The sequence below is a fragment of the Myxococcus sp. AM009 genome, from assembly GCF_013372605.1.
In the GTDB taxonomy this organism is placed as follows: domain Bacteria; phylum Myxococcota; class Myxococcia; order Myxococcales; family Myxococcaceae; genus Myxococcus; species Myxococcus vastator.
Genome location: NZ_JABXEP010000156.1, coordinates 1 through 18,085 on the forward strand (window position 1 = coordinate 1; position 18,085 = coordinate 18,085).

16 protein-coding genes are annotated in these 18,085 nt (G+C 71.4%); 8 read left to right on the plus strand and 8 right to left on the minus strand.

Annotation, left to right across the window (positions count from 1 at the left end):
• The first annotated feature begins 204 nt into the window (after window positions 1–204).
• A complete protein-coding gene (locus HV824_RS29020) occupies window positions 205–1,725 on the plus strand; it encodes a peptidase M3 (RefSeq protein ID WP_176424720.1) in 1,521 nt (506 codons plus the stop codon).
• An 18-nt stretch (window positions 1,726–1,743) separates the two neighbouring features.
• Here the strand turns inward: HV824_RS29020 and HV824_RS29025 are convergent, their stop codons facing one another.
• Both HV824_RS29025 and HV824_RS29030 read right to left on the minus strand, forming a co-directional pair.
• Window positions 1,744–2,091 (minus strand): hypothetical protein, encoded by a 348-nt coding sequence (locus HV824_RS29025; protein WP_163787377.1) that lies wholly within the window; start codon window positions 2,089–2,091, stop codon window positions 1,744–1,746.
• Window positions 2,092–2,315: 224 nt separating this feature from the next.
• Complete coding sequence (locus tag HV824_RS29030; protein WP_176416098.1) at window positions 2,316–3,350, minus strand: hypothetical protein; 1,035 nt, start codon at window positions 3,348–3,350, stop codon at window positions 2,316–2,318.
• 105 nt (window positions 3,351–3,455) lie between these two features.
• On the opposite strand from HV824_RS29030, the gene HV824_RS29035 reads away from it, so the two are divergent.
• From HV824_RS29035 to HV824_RS29045, 3 genes are all read left to right on the plus strand, one after another.
• Window positions 3,456–4,331, plus strand: a complete 876-nt coding sequence (locus HV824_RS29035; protein WP_176416097.1) for a DUF2058 family protein — start codon at window positions 3,456–3,458, stop codon at window positions 4,329–4,331.
• Between the two features lie 138 nt (window positions 4,332–4,469).
• On the plus strand, window positions 4,470–5,231 hold the full coding sequence (locus tag HV824_RS29040) for an SDR family NAD(P)-dependent oxidoreductase (RefSeq protein ID WP_176416096.1): 762 nt from the start codon (window positions 4,470–4,472) through the stop codon (window positions 5,229–5,231).
• A gap of 139 nt (window positions 5,232–5,370) precedes the next feature.
• Window positions 5,371–6,930 (plus strand): PQQ-binding-like beta-propeller repeat protein, encoded by a 1,560-nt coding sequence (locus HV824_RS29045; protein ID WP_368738122.1) that lies wholly within the window; start codon window positions 5,371–5,373, stop codon window positions 6,928–6,930.
• A gap of 5 nt (window positions 6,931–6,935) precedes the next feature.
• On the opposite strand, the gene HV824_RS29050 is transcribed toward HV824_RS29045, so the two are convergent.
• Entirely contained in the window at window positions 6,936–8,765 is a 1,830-nt protein-coding gene (locus HV824_RS29050) for a methyl-accepting chemotaxis protein (protein WP_176424722.1), read from the minus strand.
• Window positions 8,766–9,016: 251 nt separating this feature from the next.
• On the opposite strand from HV824_RS29050, the gene HV824_RS29055 reads away from it, so the two are divergent.
• Window positions 9,017–9,616: a hypothetical protein gene (locus HV824_RS29055; RefSeq protein ID WP_176424723.1), complete on the plus strand. Its 600-nt coding sequence runs from the start codon at window positions 9,017–9,019 to the stop codon at window positions 9,614–9,616.
• A gap of 6 nt (window positions 9,617–9,622) precedes the next feature.
• Here the strand turns inward: HV824_RS29055 and HV824_RS29060 are convergent, their stop codons facing one another.
• Entirely contained in the window at window positions 9,623–10,366 is a 744-nt protein-coding gene (locus tag HV824_RS29060) for a PP2C family serine/threonine-protein phosphatase (protein WP_176416092.1), read from the minus strand.
• A gap of 305 nt (window positions 10,367–10,671) precedes the next feature.
• Here HV824_RS29060 and HV824_RS29065 point away from each other — a divergent pair, with 305 nt between their 5' ends.
• On the plus strand, window positions 10,672–11,781 hold the full coding sequence (locus HV824_RS29065) for a hypothetical protein (RefSeq protein ID WP_176424724.1): 1,110 nt from the start codon (window positions 10,672–10,674) through the stop codon (window positions 11,779–11,781).
• A gap of 5 nt (window positions 11,782–11,786) precedes the next feature.
• Here the strand turns inward: HV824_RS29065 and HV824_RS29070 are convergent, their stop codons facing one another.
• From HV824_RS29070 to HV824_RS29080, 3 genes are all read right to left on the minus strand, one after another.
• Complete coding sequence (locus HV824_RS29070; RefSeq protein ID WP_176416090.1) at window positions 11,787–13,079, minus strand: choice-of-anchor X domain-containing protein; 1,293 nt, start codon at window positions 13,077–13,079, stop codon at window positions 11,787–11,789.
• A gap of 24 nt (window positions 13,080–13,103) precedes the next feature.
• On the minus strand, window positions 13,104–13,991 hold the full coding sequence (locus tag HV824_RS29075) for a hypothetical protein (RefSeq protein ID WP_176424725.1): 888 nt from the start codon (window positions 13,989–13,991) through the stop codon (window positions 13,104–13,106).
• A gap of 184 nt (window positions 13,992–14,175) precedes the next feature.
• Window positions 14,176–15,297 (minus strand): aminotransferase class I/II-fold pyridoxal phosphate-dependent enzyme, encoded by a 1,122-nt coding sequence (locus HV824_RS29080; RefSeq protein WP_176424726.1) that lies wholly within the window; start codon window positions 15,295–15,297, stop codon window positions 14,176–14,178.
• Window positions 15,298–15,409: 112 nt separating this feature from the next.
• Here HV824_RS29080 and HV824_RS29085 point away from each other — a divergent pair, with 112 nt between their 5' ends.
• Both HV824_RS29085 and HV824_RS29090 read left to right on the plus strand, forming a co-directional pair.
• Entirely contained in the window at window positions 15,410–15,883 is a 474-nt protein-coding gene (locus tag HV824_RS29085; RefSeq protein WP_176416087.1) for a TlpA disulfide reductase family protein, read from the plus strand.
• 15 nt (window positions 15,884–15,898) lie between these two features.
• Window positions 15,899–16,945, plus strand: coding sequence for an SDR family oxidoreductase (locus tag HV824_RS29090; RefSeq protein ID WP_176416086.1), 1,047 nt, complete (start codon window positions 15,899–15,901; stop codon window positions 16,943–16,945).
• A gap of 3 nt (window positions 16,946–16,948) precedes the next feature.
• On the opposite strand, the gene HV824_RS29095 is transcribed toward HV824_RS29090, so the two are convergent.
• Window positions 16,949–18,058, minus strand: a complete 1,110-nt coding sequence (locus tag HV824_RS29095; RefSeq protein ID WP_176416085.1) for an MJ1255/VC2487 family glycosyltransferase — start codon at window positions 18,056–18,058, stop codon at window positions 16,949–16,951.
• Between the last annotated feature and the right edge of the window lie 27 nt (window positions 18,059–18,085).

An 18,085-nucleotide genomic window follows, 5' to 3' on the forward strand; every position in this document is an offset into this window, starting at 1 on the left:
TTCCTCATCGCCGAAGCGGTGCCAGTTGGCCGCCGCCACCTCGCCCACCGGGCCGACAACCCCAGCGCATGCGCCCGCGCCGTGCGCCCCCCGCTCCGGCACGCCGGCCCCCAGCCCTGTGTCCACCGCAGATGTCATGCGGCGGCACTCTACGCGCGCATCGCCCTTTCGCGCCGCCCGCTTCCTGTTACCTTCCGCGCCCCCATGGACCGTCCCCTGCACTCCGTCCGTACGCGGCTGGACGACTTCCTCGCCGAGCTCGCCACGCTGCACTACCGGCACGGCGCCGGGCTCGCGCTGGAGGTCTCCCCCAGCCAGCTCCACGCCTCCTTCCCCGAGCTGTCGTCTCCGGACACCTTCGCCGCCGCCAACGAGGCGCTCGCCAAGGCCCAGTCGAAGAACGAGCCCCTCACCGTCCGCCGCATCCGGCTGGTGCGCGAGCTGGTGGCCTCGCACGTCGAGGACGCGCTCGCCGCCCGTCACGTGGAGGCCATTGCCTCGCTGGAGGCCCAGGCCCGGCTGATGGTGGACGACCAGACCTACGCCTTCGGCGAGGCGCTGGGCCGCATTCCCCACGAGCCCGCACGAGCCCGCCGCGCCCTGCTGGAGCGCGCCACCGGCGAGTTCCTCTGGCAGCACCGCACCCGTTACGGCGACCGGCGCGACGCGGCGCTGCACACCGCGGAGCAGCTGGGCGCGAAGAGCTACGCCGCCCTGCGCCAGGACGTCACCGGCATCGACTTCGCAAGGCTGGCCGAGTCCGCCGCGAAGCTGCTCGCGCGCACGGAGGACGCCTACCGCGACGTGCTCGCCTACGTCCTCAAGAAGGTGGACCCGCTGCTGCGTCCGCTGCCCGGCGGAGAGGCCCGCAGGCATGACTTGCAGGCCGCGCTCCAGGCCCCGTGGATGGACGGCTTCTTCCGGCGCGAGGACGCCTTCCCCGCCGTGGCGCGCTGGCTGGGCGAGTGGGGCCTGACGCCCAACGCCGGAGGCCGCATCCGCATCGACGACGAGGCCCGGCCCGGCAAGTCACCGCGCCCCTTCGTCGCCGTGGTGCGCGTGCCGGAGGACATCCGCCTGGTGCTCCAGCCTCGCGGCGGCATCGACGGGCTGGCCGGCCTGCTCCATGAGATGGGCCACGCGCAGCACCGCGCCCACGTCTCCGACACGCTGCCCATGGAACTGCGCCGGCTGGGCGACGCGTCCGTGACGGAGGCCCACGCCGCCGTCTTCGAGCGGCTGCTCCTGTCCCCCGAATGGCTCAAGCGCTACCTGGGACTGCCCACCCTGGCCGCGCGGGACACGGTGCGGCTGGCCGCCTTCCAGGCCCTCACGCTGCTGCGGCGTCACGCGGCCAGGCTGACCTACGAGCTGTCCCTGACGCAGCGGGGCGCCTCCACGGAACGCGCGGACGAATACGCCGACGGGCAGCGCCACGCGCTCTTCGTCGAGCCCCACCACGGCTTCTTCCTCCACGACGTGGACCCGCAGCTCTACGTGGCGCACTACCTGCGGTCCTGGGCCCTGGAGACCCAGCTCACCGCGCGCCTCACGGAGCGGTTCAACGAGGACTACTGGCGGAACCCCATGGCAGCCGCCTGGTTGAAGGGGCTGTACGCGCGTGGGGGCACTGACGATGCGGAAGGACTGGCCACGGAGACGTCGGGCACGCCGTTGGCGTTGCCCGAGGCCGGGGAGCGCCTCGTGGCCATCCTCAACCGCTAGGGGATACCCGCGAGACGACTACTTCTTCTTGCGGAGCGCCCGGACAATCTTGTCCTTGGTGGGGTTGGCGGCGGCATCCCGCGCGCGCGTGGCGGCGACGGGCTTGCTGCTGGCGGTGGCCACGGGCTTGGCACCCGCGCGAGCGCGCATCGCCTTCATCAGCTGCATCTCGATGAGGAGCAGCTCGTCGCCCAGCTCCTGGTTGTCACCGGCGGCACGGGGCAGCGGTGCGCGGGTGCTGGAAGCGCCAGCACCGTGGCGCATGCGCAGAACCTTCTCCTCTTCGGCCGACAGCGTACGCGTCTTCTCCAGCGCCGCTTTGACCTCCTTGGCCGTCACCGTGCTACTTCCGACCTTGCGCTCCATCGCCGCTCCCTTGCTGTGAAGCCCCGCTGAACATCCGAGCATGTCGGACGCGTCCGGGCCGCAACCGTCGAGGATTCTAGAGGACGCAAGGGTCAGCGCAAATTTTCTTCCAACATCCCGCTGCCGGGATGTAGCGCCGACCCCTCCACCCCCGTCCGGGATACCCCGGAGTCCCGGCCAGCCGTTCACCGGGAAACAGCGCCCGAAAGGACGCCGGAACCCCGTCAGGTGCCCTCTTCGTCCTCGGGCTCCGGGGCCGCCGCCGGGCTGGCCTCGTCCGAGTCCGTGGGCTTCTTGCGCTGGATACCGAAGGTGTCGAGCGCGTCCGCGATGCCCTGGGGCTTGTCCGCGTCCGGGAGGAAGTCCTCGGGCGGCTGGAGCCGTGGGTCCTTGCCTACCTCGGAGAGGGCGGCCTCCAGCGTCAGGCGCAGCTCGGCCGCCTCGGGCGTCTTGTCCCCGGGCACGCCCATGCGCCCGTCCAGCCGGGCCTTGAGGACCACGGAGGTGGCGGAGTCCACCAGCACCTCGCCGTCCAGCGAGCGCGGCAGGCGGTGGGCGAAGAAGTTGGCCCGGCGGACCGTCGTCTCGTCCGCGCCGCCCTTCTTGACCTGCGGCATGGGCGGCAAGGGCCGGGACGCGTCCGCCTGGGCGGCGGGGGCCAGCGTCACCACGTAGCGCCAGGCCGTGCGGCCCTCATGGGTGACGGTGCCCTCGGGGGTCAGCTTGATGCGCCCCTGGAAGAGGCTGTCGAAGTCGCGGATGGCGCCTGTCAGCTCCGCGCGGGTGCGCTCGGCCATGCCGCGGTCGCGCAGGCGCTGGCGGAAGGGGCCGTACCGGTTGCGGGCGAACACCTGCCCCGCCACCCGCATCACCTCCAGGCCCTGGTCCCGGGAGTTCTCCAGCACGCCGTGGAAGTCCCCGCTGACCCCGCCCGGACCGGCGTGGAAGGTGCGCGTCTCGGTGAGCTTCACGGGGATGGAGGCCTCGGAGGTCCACTCGTACCCCAGCGTCGCCTGGTAGCGGTGGGGGCCCAGACGCTCGGTCACCTCGGCGGCGTCCATGCCCAGGATGCGGCGCGCCACCTGGGGGTTGTCCGCCACGTCCTCGGGGGGCAGGTTCTCCTTCGCGGACGCCACCACCTTGGGCGGGTCCTCCGGCGAGAAGATGCGTGCCTTGGCCGCCTTGTCGACCGGGTCCGAGCAGCCGGCGGCGGCCAGCGCCACGGCGAGGGTGAAGGCGGACTTCTTCAGACGGCTCACGACTCCTCCGGGAGGGTACGACAGGGCCGGCAAGTTACGTGGGGCATACACCAGCGGCAAGCAGTGGCTTGCGTGCGGCCGTGCAAGGGATAGAACGCCCAACTCATGCAGAACCTGCGCGACAAGCTATTGAAGGCGGGCCTCGTCACCGAGGCAGAGGCCAAGAAGGTGGAGACGAAGCCCAGCCAGGCGGAAGCCCGGCGGCCCGGACCCCAGGAGGGCGGCCGTTCAGGCGGCAACCGTCCGCCTCCCCGCCGTGATGACAACCGGACACAAGGCGGCCCACCCCGAGGCGAGGGTGGAGGCCGTCCGAGTGGCGGCCGTGACGCCGGCCGTCGCGAGGGCGGCGGACGTCCCGGCGGCGGCTTCGGGGGCCCCCCCCGGCACGGCGGAGGTCCCCAGCACGGGCGGCCGGCCGCGGCGGCGCCGGAGCGGGCCATCCCCAAGCTGCCCCCCATGCCGGGCTCCAAGGCCTACCAGCGCGCCGAGTCCAAGCGGCAGGTGGAGCTGGACCGCGCCCTGCGCGAGCTGGTGCTGGGCTCCCAGGTGCCCGTCGAGGCGGGTGAGACGACGTTCTACTTCATGACCCGCAAGGGCAAGCTGCGCCGGCTGGAGCTGAGCCCGGCGCAGGCGAAGCAGCTCGAGGAGGGCGAGCTGGGCGTGGTGGAGCGCCCCGAGCCCGCGCAAATCGAGCACTCGCTGGTGCCTGCGTCGGCGGCGGAGCAGATGTTCGCGCTGTCGAAGAAGTCGGTGCGCTTCTTCAACCGCAAGGAGAACCCCGTCGGCTTCATGAACGACGAGGAGCTCAAGGCCCAGCAGGCCGCCGAGGCGGCGGGCACCGCGCCCGAGCTGTCCGACGAGCCCGAAGGCGCGTCCGAGGCCTCTGCCGAGCCCGAAGGCGCGTCCGAGGCCCCGGCCGAGACCGCGTCCGAAGCCCCGGCCGAGCCGAAGGCCAGCGGCGACGAAGCCCAGGACGGCTGAGCCGGACACCCGCGTCTTCCCACCCTCCCCTTCCCTCGTGGACCTGGGGAGGGTGGCGATGAGGCCCGTGGCGCTCAGCGCCACGCGGCCTTGGCGCGTCTTGCTGCCAGCGTGAGGGCCCGGCGCTAGGCTGGCCTCATGACGACAACCTCCAAGACGGTGGTGGTAACGGGCGCCAGCCGCGGCATTGGCCGCGCGGTGGCGCTCGCTTTCGCGAAGGCGGGCCATGACGTGTGGGCCCTGGCGCGTTCGACGGAGGCGCTGGAGTCGCTCCGGCAGGAAGGCGGCGAGCGCATCCGGCCGCTCGCGGTGGACGTGGCCGACGAAGCGGCGCTGGTCGCCGCGAGCCAGCGCATCCTCGCCGAGGGGCCTCCTCGCGTGCTCGTGAACAACGCGGGAATCACCGTCTCCGCGCCCCTGACGAAGACGCGCACCGAGGACCTGGCCCGCGTCATGGCCGTCAACGTGACGGCGCCCTTCCTCCTCTGCCGCGAGCTGATGCCAGCCATGGCCCAGGCGGGCGGTGGACGCGTCATCAACATCGGCTCCATGGCCGCGGTGCGCGGCGTGAAGTACACGTCCGCGTATTGCGCGTCGAAGCATGCGCTGCTGGGCCTGACACGCGCGCTCGCGGTGGAGTACGCGAAGAAGCAGGTCACGGTGAACATCGTGAATCCGGGCTGGGTGGAGACGGACATGTTCGCCGGCGCGACCTCGGCCATCAGCGCCTCCACGGGCCGCAGCGCGGAGCAGGCGCGCGAGGCCCTGGCGTCCATGAACGCCATGGGCCGCATCATCACGCCGGAGGAAGTCGCCGCCCTGTGCCTGTTCCTCGCGTCGGACGCGGCGGGCGGCATCACCGGCACGGCGTACGCCATCGACGGCGGCGAGCCAGGCTGAGACTTCACTCCCATTCCGCCTGACTGCCTGCCCGGCCGCCACCCGTGGCCGGGTGTGTTGCGCAGCGGGAATCCCATCCCCACTGTGGCTGGCCACCTCGGCGCCAGGCCGCGCGGTGGCCGGCAATCGGGAGGCGGGCGTGAGTGGACTGCGAAGCTTGGTGCTGGGCGCGTGTCTGTGGGTGGGCTGTTCGTCGTCCGTGGAGGACGGCGCGGCGCCCACCGTGGAGCCCCCCACGGAGGTGACGCCAACGCCCACCCCCGGTGGGGAGCTGCCCGCTCCGCAGGCGCCCACGCCGGAGCCGCAGGTGCCGCCCCCGGCGACCTCAGCGGCGTGCTCCGGACCGGAGGGCACGGCGCGACTCGCGTGGAGCTACGACGCCGCGTGGAACCTCACGGTGGACTTCCGGGGGACCATGGACTCGGACGGGCACACCTACTGGACGGAGTGCGAGAGCAGCTATTGGGTGGACAAGGACCCGAGCCAATTGGCGTGTCAGCTCGTCTCCGTCACGGCTGAGGGGATTGAGCGCTACCGGCGCGACCTTCCGCCCCCTGGCGCCTGGGGCGTTCACACGGTGGCACAGGGACAGCTCTTCGTCACGGGCCGGCTCGCCCTGCTCTCAGCGCGGGACAGCGCCACCGGACAAGAGCGCTGGAGCGTGTCGCTGGGGGCCGTGAAGGACGAGGACCCGCGGGCGCACCATGCGCTTCGCATCGAATCGCTCGTGCTCAGCCCGCCCTATCTCGTTGCGCTGGTGCACGACACGTTTGGAGACGTGGGCGCAGAGGACCTGCTCGTCGCGGTGCACGCGGACACGGGCGCGGTGGCGTGGAGGGCGCCCGTGCCGCCCGTCCATGCTCCGCTGGTGGTGGATACGGAGGGCAACGTCTATGGCGGCGCCTCGGACGTCCTGGAGCAGCGGACAGAGCTCTTCTCGTACGCGGCGGATGGGCACCTCCGCTGGCGGACGGAGCGCGCGGGCGTGCTCGAGCCCTCGGCCGTGGACGGCGGGACGTTGATGCTGGGCCGCGCGGAGCTGGCGGACGCGGCCACGGGAGCGCCCGTCGCCACGCTGGCGACTGCTTCCGCGGAGTCCTTCTATTACTCGCTGGGCCGCTCCAGCTCGACGTTCGGCCGCACAGCGATGCAGGCGGACCGGCTCCTCGTCCTGCCAGACATGCGGTGCGCCAGCGAGGGCTGCCCCACCACCACGCATCCGGGTGGCACGTTCCTCTATGGGCTGGACCCTTCGAGCGGAGCGGTGCGCTGGCACCGGGCCGTGGGCACCTGGCCGATGTCACCGCTCCTCACCCAGCGTGGCTCGCTGCTGCTGGTGGACCGGCCGGTGGACGAGACGTGCGGCGAGCACGCCTGCGCCGGTGATGACGCCGCGTTCGGTTCGTTCCTGCGGGAGCTGGACCCGGATGGGAACGAGCTGTCCGCCTGCGCGCTGCTGGGAAAGGCGCCGTACATCACCCCGCCCGCGCTGCACCGGGGACGCGTGGTGCTGGGGGCCTGGACGAACTGGGATGCGAGCAATGACTGGACGCAGCGGATGAGCATCCGCGCCTTCGACCTGACGGCGCCCGATGAGCCTGCCTCCAGCGGCTGGGTGAGCGCGGGCGGCGGCAACGCGCGCTCGGGCCAGACGAAGCCCACGGGCGCGGCGGCCCAGGCGCGGGCCACCGGCCGATAAACGCGCTAGAGCTGGTACCGGCCGACGATGGCGCTCAGCTCGGCGGACGCCGCGGAGAGCTGGATGGCGGACTGCTCGCTCGCGGCCATCCGGTCGACAATCTGGTCCGCCAGGTCGGCCATCGAGCTGAGCGCGGCGAACAGCTCCGCGATGCCCGCGTCCTGCTGGCTCACGGCATCGGCGATGCTGCGCACCGTCTTGCCGTTGCTCTGGATGATGCCCGCCAGCGAGCGCAGGCTCTCGCCCGCCGCGCGCACCTGCTCCAGGCCACCTTCCACCTCGCGCGCCCCGCCCTCACTCGTGCTCACCGTCTGAGAGATGGCCCGGCCGATATCACTCAGGATGGACTGCACGCGCGTGGTCGCCCCCGCGGACTGGTCCGCCAGCGACCGCATCTGCCGTGCCACCACCGCGAAGGAGCGGCCCGAGTCACCGCTGCGCGCCGCCTCGATGGAGGCATTGAGCGCCAGCACGTTCGACTGGTCCGCCAGGTCCTTCACCGTGCGGGTGATGTCGCCCACCTGCCGCGTGCGCTGGTGCAGCTCCGCGACGGTGCGGCCAATCTGCTCCACGTGCGACCGGATGTGCGTGAGCCCGCCCACGCTTCCGGACACCGCGGCCTCGCCCGCCTCGCCAAAGCCACTGGCCTTGTCCGCCTCCTTCAGGATGACATCCACGCGCCGCGCCGCCGCGCGCGAGGCCTCCTGGAGCTGCTGCGCCGCCAGCTGCGTCTCATGCAGCGCCACCGCCTGCTGCGACACCGCCTCGTTCTGGACGGACGCGGACTCGGTGAGTTGGGTGGACGCTGTCTCGAGCTGCTCGGCCGAATGGCGCAGCGCCATCAACAGCTCGCGCAGCTGCGACATCAACTCCGAGAACGAACCGGCGAGCTGGCCAATCTCATCCTTCGAGCGCACCTCCAGCGCGCCCCGGAAGTCGCCCTCCGACACCACCCGCGTGGTGGCCACGGTCAGCTCACGCAGCGGCTCCATCATCCGCCGCACCAGCAGGAAGATGGCCGTGCCCGCCGCCGCCGTGACGATGATGCCCAGCAGCACCACGAGCAGCATCGACGCGCGGAACCGCTCCGCTTCCTTCCCGCCGTCACGCGTGAGCAGCAGCTCCACGCCCGACCCCATCTCCACCCGACGCAGCTGCAACGACACGCCCTTCACCGACACCTCGTCCGGCCGGCCCTTCCCCTCCAGCGCCGCGAGCAAGGCCTCGTCAGGCACCGTGCTCAGCGCGTGCGCCACCGGCTCCCCGCTCACGGTCAACACGCCCTCCACGCCGCGCTCGTCACGCAGCGCCTGGAGCTCCACCTCGCCCAGGGCCCGCCCCACCACCACGTACCCCACGGTGCGGCCCTCGGTCGTCGTCACGGGCTGCGCCACGGCCTGATAGGGCACCGCATCCACCAGGAGGATGCGCGCGCCGCCCTCCTTCACCAAAGCCTCCATCCCCGACAGCGCACCGGGTGGCGTGCCCACGCGCACGCCCGCCTCGGTGTCCACCGCGAGCAGCAGGTCCACGCCCAGGAGCGACTGCTGCCCGCGCAGCGAGGGCTCGAGATGCTCCCCGACCCCGGGGCCGCTCGACAGCACTGTCCGCAAGGACGTGCTCGCCGCGGCGACCCGGGCCAGGGCCGTCAGCGATTTCACCTCCTGGGACAGGACGCGGCTCCACGCGGCTTCGTCTTGCGCCAGACGGGACGTGACGGCTTCGTGCGACCACGTCCGCAGCGACACGCCCGTGAGCGCGACGCTCAACGTGGAGAGACAGAGGATGACAAGAGAGAGCGCTGCGGTCAGGCGCGCGGCAAGGCTGTGCGTCATTCGCTACAAGGCCAGGGGATGGGCGGGGGGACCCAGTGGGGGGACGGCCAGCCTACCGCGATAGCGCCCTGCTGTTGAGCGAGGAACAACAGGTGGCAGGAATGACCCGGAGGCCTGTCTCGTGAGACTCAAAGCGAGACCTACACCGAGGTCGTGCGCCTACGTCTTTGTCGTCGACACATGCGGGGTCAAAGACACTCACCCTGGCGTTGCATTGACGGGCGTGGAAGCGGCGCGGTTGCGTGCAGGGCATGCGCTCGCCCTCCATTCCAGCCGCCCTGGCCCTGCTTGCCCTCACGCCTGGCGGACTGCGCGCGGAGGAGGCCGCCGGAGAGGCACGCGCGAAGGCCGAGCCACCTCGCGCGGCGCGCAACTTCGGCAACCTGCGCGTGGGGGGCTCCACTGCGAACGGTAATGGCCGGCCGGAGCTGTGCCTGGAGTTGTCCCCCGTGGCCTTCCTGTCCCTGGAGAGCTGTGGCACCGGCAGTGGGTTCCTGCACGGCGACCCCGAGCCGGAGGTGGCGCACTTCCGCGCCAAGCTGCGGCTGGCCCGCTTCGACGTGGAGCGCTGGGGCACCTTCCAGCCCTTCCTCGCCGGGGGCTTCGCGGAGGCGCAGGTGGGCCGCGACGACCCAGGGTTCCAATTCAAGGGGACCGACCGGCGCCGCGTGGCCACGACGGGGCCCGAGGGGGGACTCGGGCTGCGCTTCCTCCACCCGCTGGCCGCGGGCTTCGAGCTGGTGGGCGACTTCAACTTCAGCCTGGCGTGGCTGCCCCACGCTCCCGAGCTCATCCAGCCCGCGAACACGTGGCTGCCCTCCGCCAGCCTCTCCTTCGGCGTTGGCTTCTGACGCGCCTCACGCCTCCGCGACGCGCAGCACCACCGCGGTGATGTTGTCCTTGCCGCCCGCCTCGTAGGCGTCCGCGACCAGCGCGTCACAGACGTCGCGCGCAGAGGACATCATCAGGCGCTTCATCAAGCCCTCCGTCCCCAGCGGCTCGTAGAGCCCGTCCGAACACAGCAGGAACACGTCGCCCGGCTCCGCCCACAGCCGCTGCACGGTGGGCTCCGCGTTCTCCGTGCCCAGCGCGCGGGTGATGAGGTGACGCAGGTTGCCCGAGCCTTTCGGCGGCTCCATGCCCGCGTCCCGGAGCTCCTCGATGAGCGAGTGGTCGCGCGTGAGCGGCTCCAGCTTGCCGGCACGCAGCCGGTACAGGCGGCTGTCGCCCACGTGCGCCACGGCCGCGCCGTGCTCGCTCACCGCCAACGCCACCACGGTGGACGCCATCTCCCGCAGCCGGCCCACGCGCTGCGCCTGGAGGTTGCGCTGCGCCAGCGCCGAGCACGCCGCCAGCAGGTTCTCTTCACGGCTGCGGCGCGGGTCCGGCACCGCGGGCCACGTCGAATCCCGGTCCTGTCCCAGGCGCAGGCCAAAGCCCACGAAGGTGTCCACGACACACCGGCTGGCGACTTCGCCCCCCTCTTGTCCGCCCAGCCCATCCGCCACGACGAACAGCCCCAGCTCCGGCGCGACGCAGAACGCATCCTCGTTGTGCTGCCGCCGACCGATGTGGGTCTGTCCCGCGCTGTCCATTCTCATGACTGCCTCCTCGGGCCTTCCACCAGCAAGTGGGAGGCCAGCGTCCTTCCCCCCGACGGACGCATGGAACGGATACTCCGGTTCTGGGGATTCCTGGGAAGGGAGTGCCACGGGGCCCTGACAACCACCCCTCACCCGTCCACTGGCAGACGCTGCAAGTGCCCTCCACCCGTCAACAGCCCCCAGAGCGTGGGGTCGCGACCCCACACCTCCGCCCGGCCCCCGGGCCCGTTCCCTGGCAACTTCTCCGGTGATGAGGCGACAATTCCGATGCGGCCCGGAGTGTGCGCCGCAGGGAGCCTTTGATGTCGTCCATCCGCCGCATCACCGCGAGCATCTCCAGCGCCATCTCCCGCGCCCGGCTCGACACGAACGTGGAGTCGGTGTCGCCGCTCACGCCCCGCGAGCCGCTGCAGCCGATTCCCGCGGTGCGGCGTGGCTATGCCGATGAGAGCGAGTTCCAGGCGGAGGTGGATGACCTGGACACGTCGCTCGCCGCGCATGCGCCGAGGCTGGCGGGTGTGGACGTGGACGCGCTGGACGCGGAGGCGCCCGAGCACCTGCGCGTGTTCGCTGGCGAGAGCTCCTTCGAAGCGGCCCCGCCGCGGTATTCGCAGCTGCTGGGCTCGCAGCTCCCCACCGCGCTCGGCGCGCCCCGTGAGTCCGTGAGTGGCGCGGCACACCGGCCGCCTTCCTTCCGAGGCGCCAGCACCCAGGACATGGGCAGTGACCTGCTCTCGCCGGAAGCCGCCGCGTGGGAGCTGCAGAACCGGGACACCTCCACCGCGCCCACGCCCATGGAAGCGGAGGACGTGCTGTTCATGCTGAATGGCCCCGGCGCCGCGGCCGACCTGGAGCCGCCGCTGGAGCTGGGACTCGAGGACATCTTCGAGGAGGCCCCGAGACTGCACGCCGCGGAAGACGCCCTCTTCACGGCTGGCGCCGATGACGCTTCGGCCGCCAGCTCCAGCGCGCCGGTGAACTTCGCGACCGAGGCCGCGGGCATCGACGCCGCGCCCGCCGACCTGACGACGGCCGCGGCCGGTGACGCGCGCGTGGATGATGCGCCCGCGGGCTTCGCGCTGGGCAGCGCCTACGCGGCCACCTACGGCCAGCAGTTCGCCGTGCGGCAGGCGCTGGACCCGGCCATCAGCCCCGCGGGCCCGGATGAGTTCCTCGCGGACCCGAATGACTTGGACCTGCTGCCACCGGAGGAGCCGTCCCTGGACGATGCCGCCGTGGCGGGCGTCCTGGGCTCCCTCTCCGCAAACCCCGCGGCGGCCAGCGCGCCGGTGGCCGCCACCTTCGCCGCACAGGGCGTGGAAGTGGTCGCGGAGGCGTTGGAGCCGCAGCTACGGCCCGAGGCGAACCCCGACGCCGCCGAGGCGCCGGCGCCCGAGAACCCGCGGGACTGAGCCACTCACGGCCTGGGCGGCGCGTCTTCCAGGCCGATGTCGTCGAGGTGCGCCTGCGCATCGATGACGTCCCGGTGCAGCTCGTCCAGATAGCGCCGCCGCTCCTCGCTCTGCCACTCCGCGGGGGAGAAGGACGCTGCGGGATAGTCATTCGTGGTGTGTACGTACCCGCGCAAGCTCGTCATCAGCTCCCGGTCCGGGTCCCCCCGCTCCTTGAGGAGGAAGCCCTCCACGTCGCGCAGCTTCAGGGGGAAGGTGGGCACTTCGTCCAGCACCAGGTTGCCGGCGATGGTGAGCTTCACCTCCTGCTCGCCGCGCGTCAGCTCCTCGTTGAAGGACACGTGCGCGAAGGGCATGCCGCTCTCGTCATCCACGCGGCCCGCCACCACGTACCGTCCGGCCTTCTGGACCTGAATCCCCAGGTAGAGCTGAAGCGAGCCTTGCTCCAGCACCTCCCGCACCCGGCCGGTGAAGAGCGCCGGAGGCGACGGCGTGTACATGATGTCGAAGAACGCGGTGCCCTCCGCGCCCCCCGAGCGCACCTGCACGTCCACGCGCAGCGTGCCTGAATAGATGGGGAACCCCTGCTTCGACGGCTGGAAGCGCCCGGTGAAGGTGCCGTCTCCGGAGAGCGCGTCGCCCGCGGCGCCGTCGTCGGAGAAGAGGAGGGGGACCGCCGGCATGCCACCCGCGCCGGGCATGTGCTCGGCCTCGTGCGCGGAGGCGGACACCACCTGACAGGGCCTGGGCACGCGGTGCGCGTCCTCGCAGCCGACGAAGAAGTGCACCACCTCGTCGCCGACGACGAAGACGCGGTCCTGCTTCAGCCGGAGCTGGATGTCGGAGCCGTCCTTGTTCAGCGGGCGCGTGCGCTCCGGCTCAGCCATCTCCATCTGGTCCGGGTGCTCACTGGCGGGACGCGACTCCGGCGGATAGCGCGTCGCCTTCATGTACGACTCCAGCGTCTGCTTCGCGCGCGCCAGCCGCTGCTCCCACAGCTGGCGCCGCGCGGCCCGCTCCGCTTCCTCCGGCCCGCGAGCCGGGTCCTGCACGGCCACGCCCGGCACGCTCCCCGCCGGCGGGCCCATGCCGCCTCCCGACTTCCGCGGCGCCGGGCCGGGCATCGCGGACAGCGAGGACGACTGCCACGCGCCGTCCTCGCCAGAGGGCTCCGAGCCGGCACCTGCGTCCATCCACCACCACCCCATGCCCCCCAGCACCAGCGGGATGAGGGGAATGGCCCACAAGGCGCGGCGCGCACGGGACGCGGGAACGGAGACGGTGCCAGTCGGAGTCATGTCGCTTCTTGCGGTGGAAGGGGCTCAGTACGCGTAGGTGACCACGTCCTGGCGAACCGGAGCGATGATGCCACCCCAGTTGCCTCCGGCGTAGTGGTTGTACGCCTCACCGTCGTCGCGCAGCTCCAGCGTGTGGAAGCTCCACTTCGCGCGCCCGTCGCTGCTCGCCGCCGTGCCCAGGTTCAGGGTGGCGCCGCAGAACCAGTCGCCGCGGTTGCACTGCGAGCTGCCCGCGCTGCCCGACACGCCGCCCGTCGAGTGGTACGCCACCGCCTCATCGTCCTGGCCCGGGAGCACGAAGGAGTACAGCGTGCCCTTGGCGGCCGCGAACATGTAGAACCACACGTTGCGCGTGGTGTTGTGGTTGTACATGGAGCGCGCGGTGGTGGTGCGCAAGTCACTCACCAGCGGCTCGTTCACCGCCCACTCGCCGATGTCGGCCAGCTCGCTGCCGCCACCCGCGCCCGAGGCGACGTTCACCCAGCGGATGTTCCAGCCCGTCTGCGTCGCGCCGCCGCTGGCGTTGCCACACACGCCGCTGGCGTTGGGCGACGCGTTCTTCACCTGACGCACCGAGCCGCCGTACATCGACAGCGCGTAGCCAATCTGGAGGTTCCCCGCGCTGTGCGCGGCGACGTAGCACCAGTTGCTGCCGGTGCAGAAGCAGTCCAGCGCGTCGCGGATGCGGTAGTTCTGCGAGCCGATGCGCTCACGGCCGTCCCAGTTGACGGCCTTCTTGTTCACGCCCGCCGCGACGCTCGCCGAACCCCAATAGCTGAAGTCGTTGTAGTTGCCGGCCTGCGTCGTGCCGCCGTTGCGGCCATGAATCCACAGCGTGTAGTTGGCCGCGGCGGCCTCCGTGCCCGCCAGCATCGTCGCGGCGACAATGACCGTACCGATGAGATTCTTCATGTTGAGCGCCTCCAGCGCTGTGTAGGGGGTGCCAACCCGGCGGGGGACCAGGCGGCGGGGCGTACTGTAGAGGCGCGGTGTGTAAAAGGTCGAGATCACGGAAATCTAGAAGTGCGCGCGAGAACTGACGCAACGCATCACCCCTGTGGATTCCCGCAGGTAGGTGACATTCGAGACGGCCGCGTCAACGCGATGTGTCAGCCACGTAGCGCTCCAGTCGTTCCAGCGCGTCGGGCAGGTTCGTGCGGCCCAGGCCCAGGCGGAAGTGGTTGCCGGGGAAGTCGTAGACGTCCCCGGGCAGCAGCAGCACGCCTTCGCGCTCGCGCAAGTCCTCGGTGAAGCGGGCCACGGGCGTCTCGCGCAGCAGCCTGGGGAAGGCCACGCTGCCCGCGCGCGGGCGCACCCACTGGAAGGTGTCCGGGTGCCGCGCGAAGAAGCCATCCAACAGGGCGAGGTTCGCCGCGAGCAATTCCCGGCTGCGCCCCAGCACCCGCGCCTTCGCGCGCAGCGCGATGAGTGCCAGCACCTCGCTGGGCGCGCTGTTGCAGATGGTGGTGTAGTCCTTGTAGGCCGCGCAGCGCCGCAAGAGCTCCACGTCACGGCAGGCCAGCCACCCCACGCGCAGCCCCGCCAGTCCAAAGGCCTTGGACATCACCCCCAGGCTGATGCCGTGCGGCGTGTGGCTGGCAGCGGGCGGCAGCGTGTCGCGCGCGTCGTACTCCAGCAGCCGGTACACCTCGTCGGACAGCAGGTGGATGCCACGCTCGCGCGACAGCTCGCACAGCGCGTCGAAGGTGGCCCGGTCCAACAACGCGCCCGTGGGGTTGTGGGGGAAGTTCACCACCAGCAGCCGCGTCTGGGGCGTCAGCGCGCGGCGCAGCGCCTCCAGGTCCAGCGCCCAGCCGTCCTCCTCGCGCAGGCGCAGCAGCGTCACGTCCGCGCCGGTGGCGCGCGCCACCTCGTGCAGGGACTGGTAGCCCGGCCAGGTGACGACGGCGTGGTCCCCGGGGCCCAGCAACACGTTGACCAGGACGAAGAGCGCCTCCTCCGCGCCGGCGAAGGTGAGCACCTGCTCCGCAGAGAGCCCCGGGTACAGCGCGGCAAGCTCCTCGCGCAGCGCGGGCAGGCCGGTGGACTCGGTGTAGCCCAGCGTCAGCCCCTCCCAGCGGGCCCGCTCGTCCGGGCCGGCGAGCGCCAGCAAGTCGCCCATCCTCCAGCCCTCGATGTCCGAGGAACACAGCAGGTACGGCGCCGCGAACTCCCAGCGCGCGAAGTACCGCTCCAGCTTGAAGTCGGGGATGCGCATGCCCTGAGTGTCTGCCTGCTTCGCGGCCTGCCGTCCAGCGCCGCCCGGAGGCGGCCACGCGTGCCTAGCTTGAGTCGCGTCCTCTCCGAACCCAGGCCTCGTTGGAGCCCCTATGCCCACGCTCGACATTCCCATCACCCTGCTGGACCCGGATGGGGGGTGGATCAACATGCCCGTCCATGTCTCGGAGCTGGATGAGGTTCCCGTCCTCCTCCACTTCTTCACCGTCAGGCAGCGCGGCGTTGACGAGGACATCGACGCGGTGAAGCGCACCCTCGCGGAGCACGGTTCGCGCGGGCTGAAGGTCATCAGCGTGGACGTCACCCACTCCGACAAGGAGCTGCGGGACACCAACGCGGTGGAGGCCTTCGCGCGAAAGCACGGGCTCTACCACTCCATCGCCGTGGACGACGGCTCCATGGCGCGGGCCTATGACGTGACGGACACGCCCGCGTGGCTGGTGTTCGACGCGGACTCCGGCCGGCTGCGCCACCACTTCTCCGGCCGGAACGCGTCCCACCACGCGCGGCAGGTGCTGGAGCGCTTCGTCCAGGCCAGCGCCGCGGCCCCCTCTCCCGCCCCCTGACTCCAGGAGCCCACCATGCCAGCTCGCCGCAAGGATTCTGACTCGTCCCGTTTCTCGCTCGGCACCATGGCCGCGGCCAGCATCGGCGCGGCGCTGGGCCTGCGCCGCATCCTCCGCTCCCGCATCCAGTTCAAGGACTGCACCGTCCTCATCACCGGCGGCTCGCGCGGCCTGGGGCTGGTGCTGGCGCGTCAGCTCGTGAAGGAAGAGGCCCGGGTGGCCATCTGCGGCCGGGACGAGCAGACGCTGGCGTGGGCCCGCGAGGAGCTGGAGCGCGCCGGCGGCGACGTCTACGCCATCCCCTGCGACGTGAGAGACCCCGTGCAGGTGGAGGCCATGGTCTCCACCATCCACGAGCGCTGGGGCACCGTGGACGTGCTCATCAACAACGCCGGCGTCATCCAGGTGGGGCCGCTGGAGTCCATGACGCTGGAGGACTTCGAGGAGGCCATGGACACGCACCTGTGGGCGGCGCTGTACACCACGCTGGCCGTGCTGCCGGAGATGAAGCGGCGCGGGAAGGGGCGCATCGTCAACATCGCCTCCGTGGGCGGCAAGGTGAGCATCCCCCACCTGGTGCCGTATTCGGCCAGCAAGTTCGCGCTGGTGGGCCTGTCGGACGGCCTGCGCGCGGAGCTGCGCCAGGACGGCATCCTCGTCACCACGGTGTGCCCGGGGCTGATGCGCACGGGCAGTCCGCGCAACGCCTACTTCAAGGGCAACCACGAGGCGGAGTACGCGTGGTTCGCCACCGGGGACTCACTGCCCATCGCCTCGATGAGCGCCGAGCAGTCCGCGCGCGCGATTCTGGACGCGTGCCGGCGGGGCGACGCCGAGGCGGTGCTGGGCGCACCGGCGAAGCTGGCCGCCGTGGGCCGCGCGCTGGCGCCCAACCTGACGGCCGCCCTCACCGCCTGGGCCAACCGCTTCATGCCCCAGGACAGCAGCCAGGACCGCTACACCGGCAGCCAGAGCGAGACGCCGCTGACCCAGTCCTGGCTCACCGAGCTGACGCGGCGCGCGGCCGAGCGCAACAACGAGACCGGGGTGCCGCTGCACTGACGGTCAGTCCCGCGCCAACTCCATGGCCCAGTGGCCGCGGTGCTCGTAGGCCAGGGCCAGCTGCTCGCGCAGGGCGGCCAGCATCCGCGTGTTGCCGTCCTGCTCGTAGCCCTGGAGCGCCTGCTGGCAGCGGGGCACGCGCGCCAGGAACTCCTTCACCGCGTCCACCGTCAGCGCCTTCACGTACATGCCGTACCCGAGCCGCTCCAGGTACAGCGCGTTGATGACCTGCTCGAACTGGCCCACCAGCGGCACGCTGAGCACTGGCTTGCGCAGGTACACCGCCTCGCTCATCAGCGTGTAGCCGCCGCTGGCCACCACGCCCCGCGCGGTGCGCAGGTCGTCGATGAAGCCCTGCTCACTGAAGGGCCGGTACGTGAGGTTGCCATCCACCAGGTCCTCGGTGAGGTCGCGGCGCAGCCCGTACACGCGGCAGGGGATGCCCGCGGCCTTGAGGATGTCCGGCAGCGCCGTGTTCGTCGTCGACGTCTGGTACACGAGCAGGTGCTCGCCGGGCTCGGACTTCGCCTCCAGGATTTCAGGGCGCAGAATCGACGGGGCCAGCGTGGTGCGCCGCTTGCGGAGCTCCGGGTAGAAGAACGTCGTGACGAGGTAGTGGAAGGCCCCCGGCAGCTTCGCCTTCACGATGGCGCGCGACGTCTCGTAGCTGTCCTCGTGGCCCGCCAGCAGCGCCGGCTCGTGCTTGCACCGGTTGATGACCTGCATGTTGTCCACGCTGATGACGGGCAGCCGGTGGTTGCGGGCGAACATGTAGCTGAACGACTCGAAGTCGCTCACCACCACGTCCGGGCGGAAGTCGTCCACCAGCTCGAAGTACTGGCGGATGTTCTGCGGCCAGCCCTTCACGGCGCCCGTGAGGTTCTGCAGCACCGTCTGCCACTTCTTCACCGAGTTGCCCTCGTACGCGAGCGTCAGCCCCCAGATGCCGTGCACGTTCTGGAAGCGCCTGGCCAGGTAGTCCTGGGCCCGGCCGGAGACGACGATGTGGACCTCGTGCTCCTTCGTCAGCGCCTCGAGGAGGACGCGGGAGCGCGTCGCATGGCCCATGCCTTCGCCGACGACACCGTAGAGGATTCGCATGCCCGGCAGCATACGCGCCCGCCACGCCCCCGTTGAGCC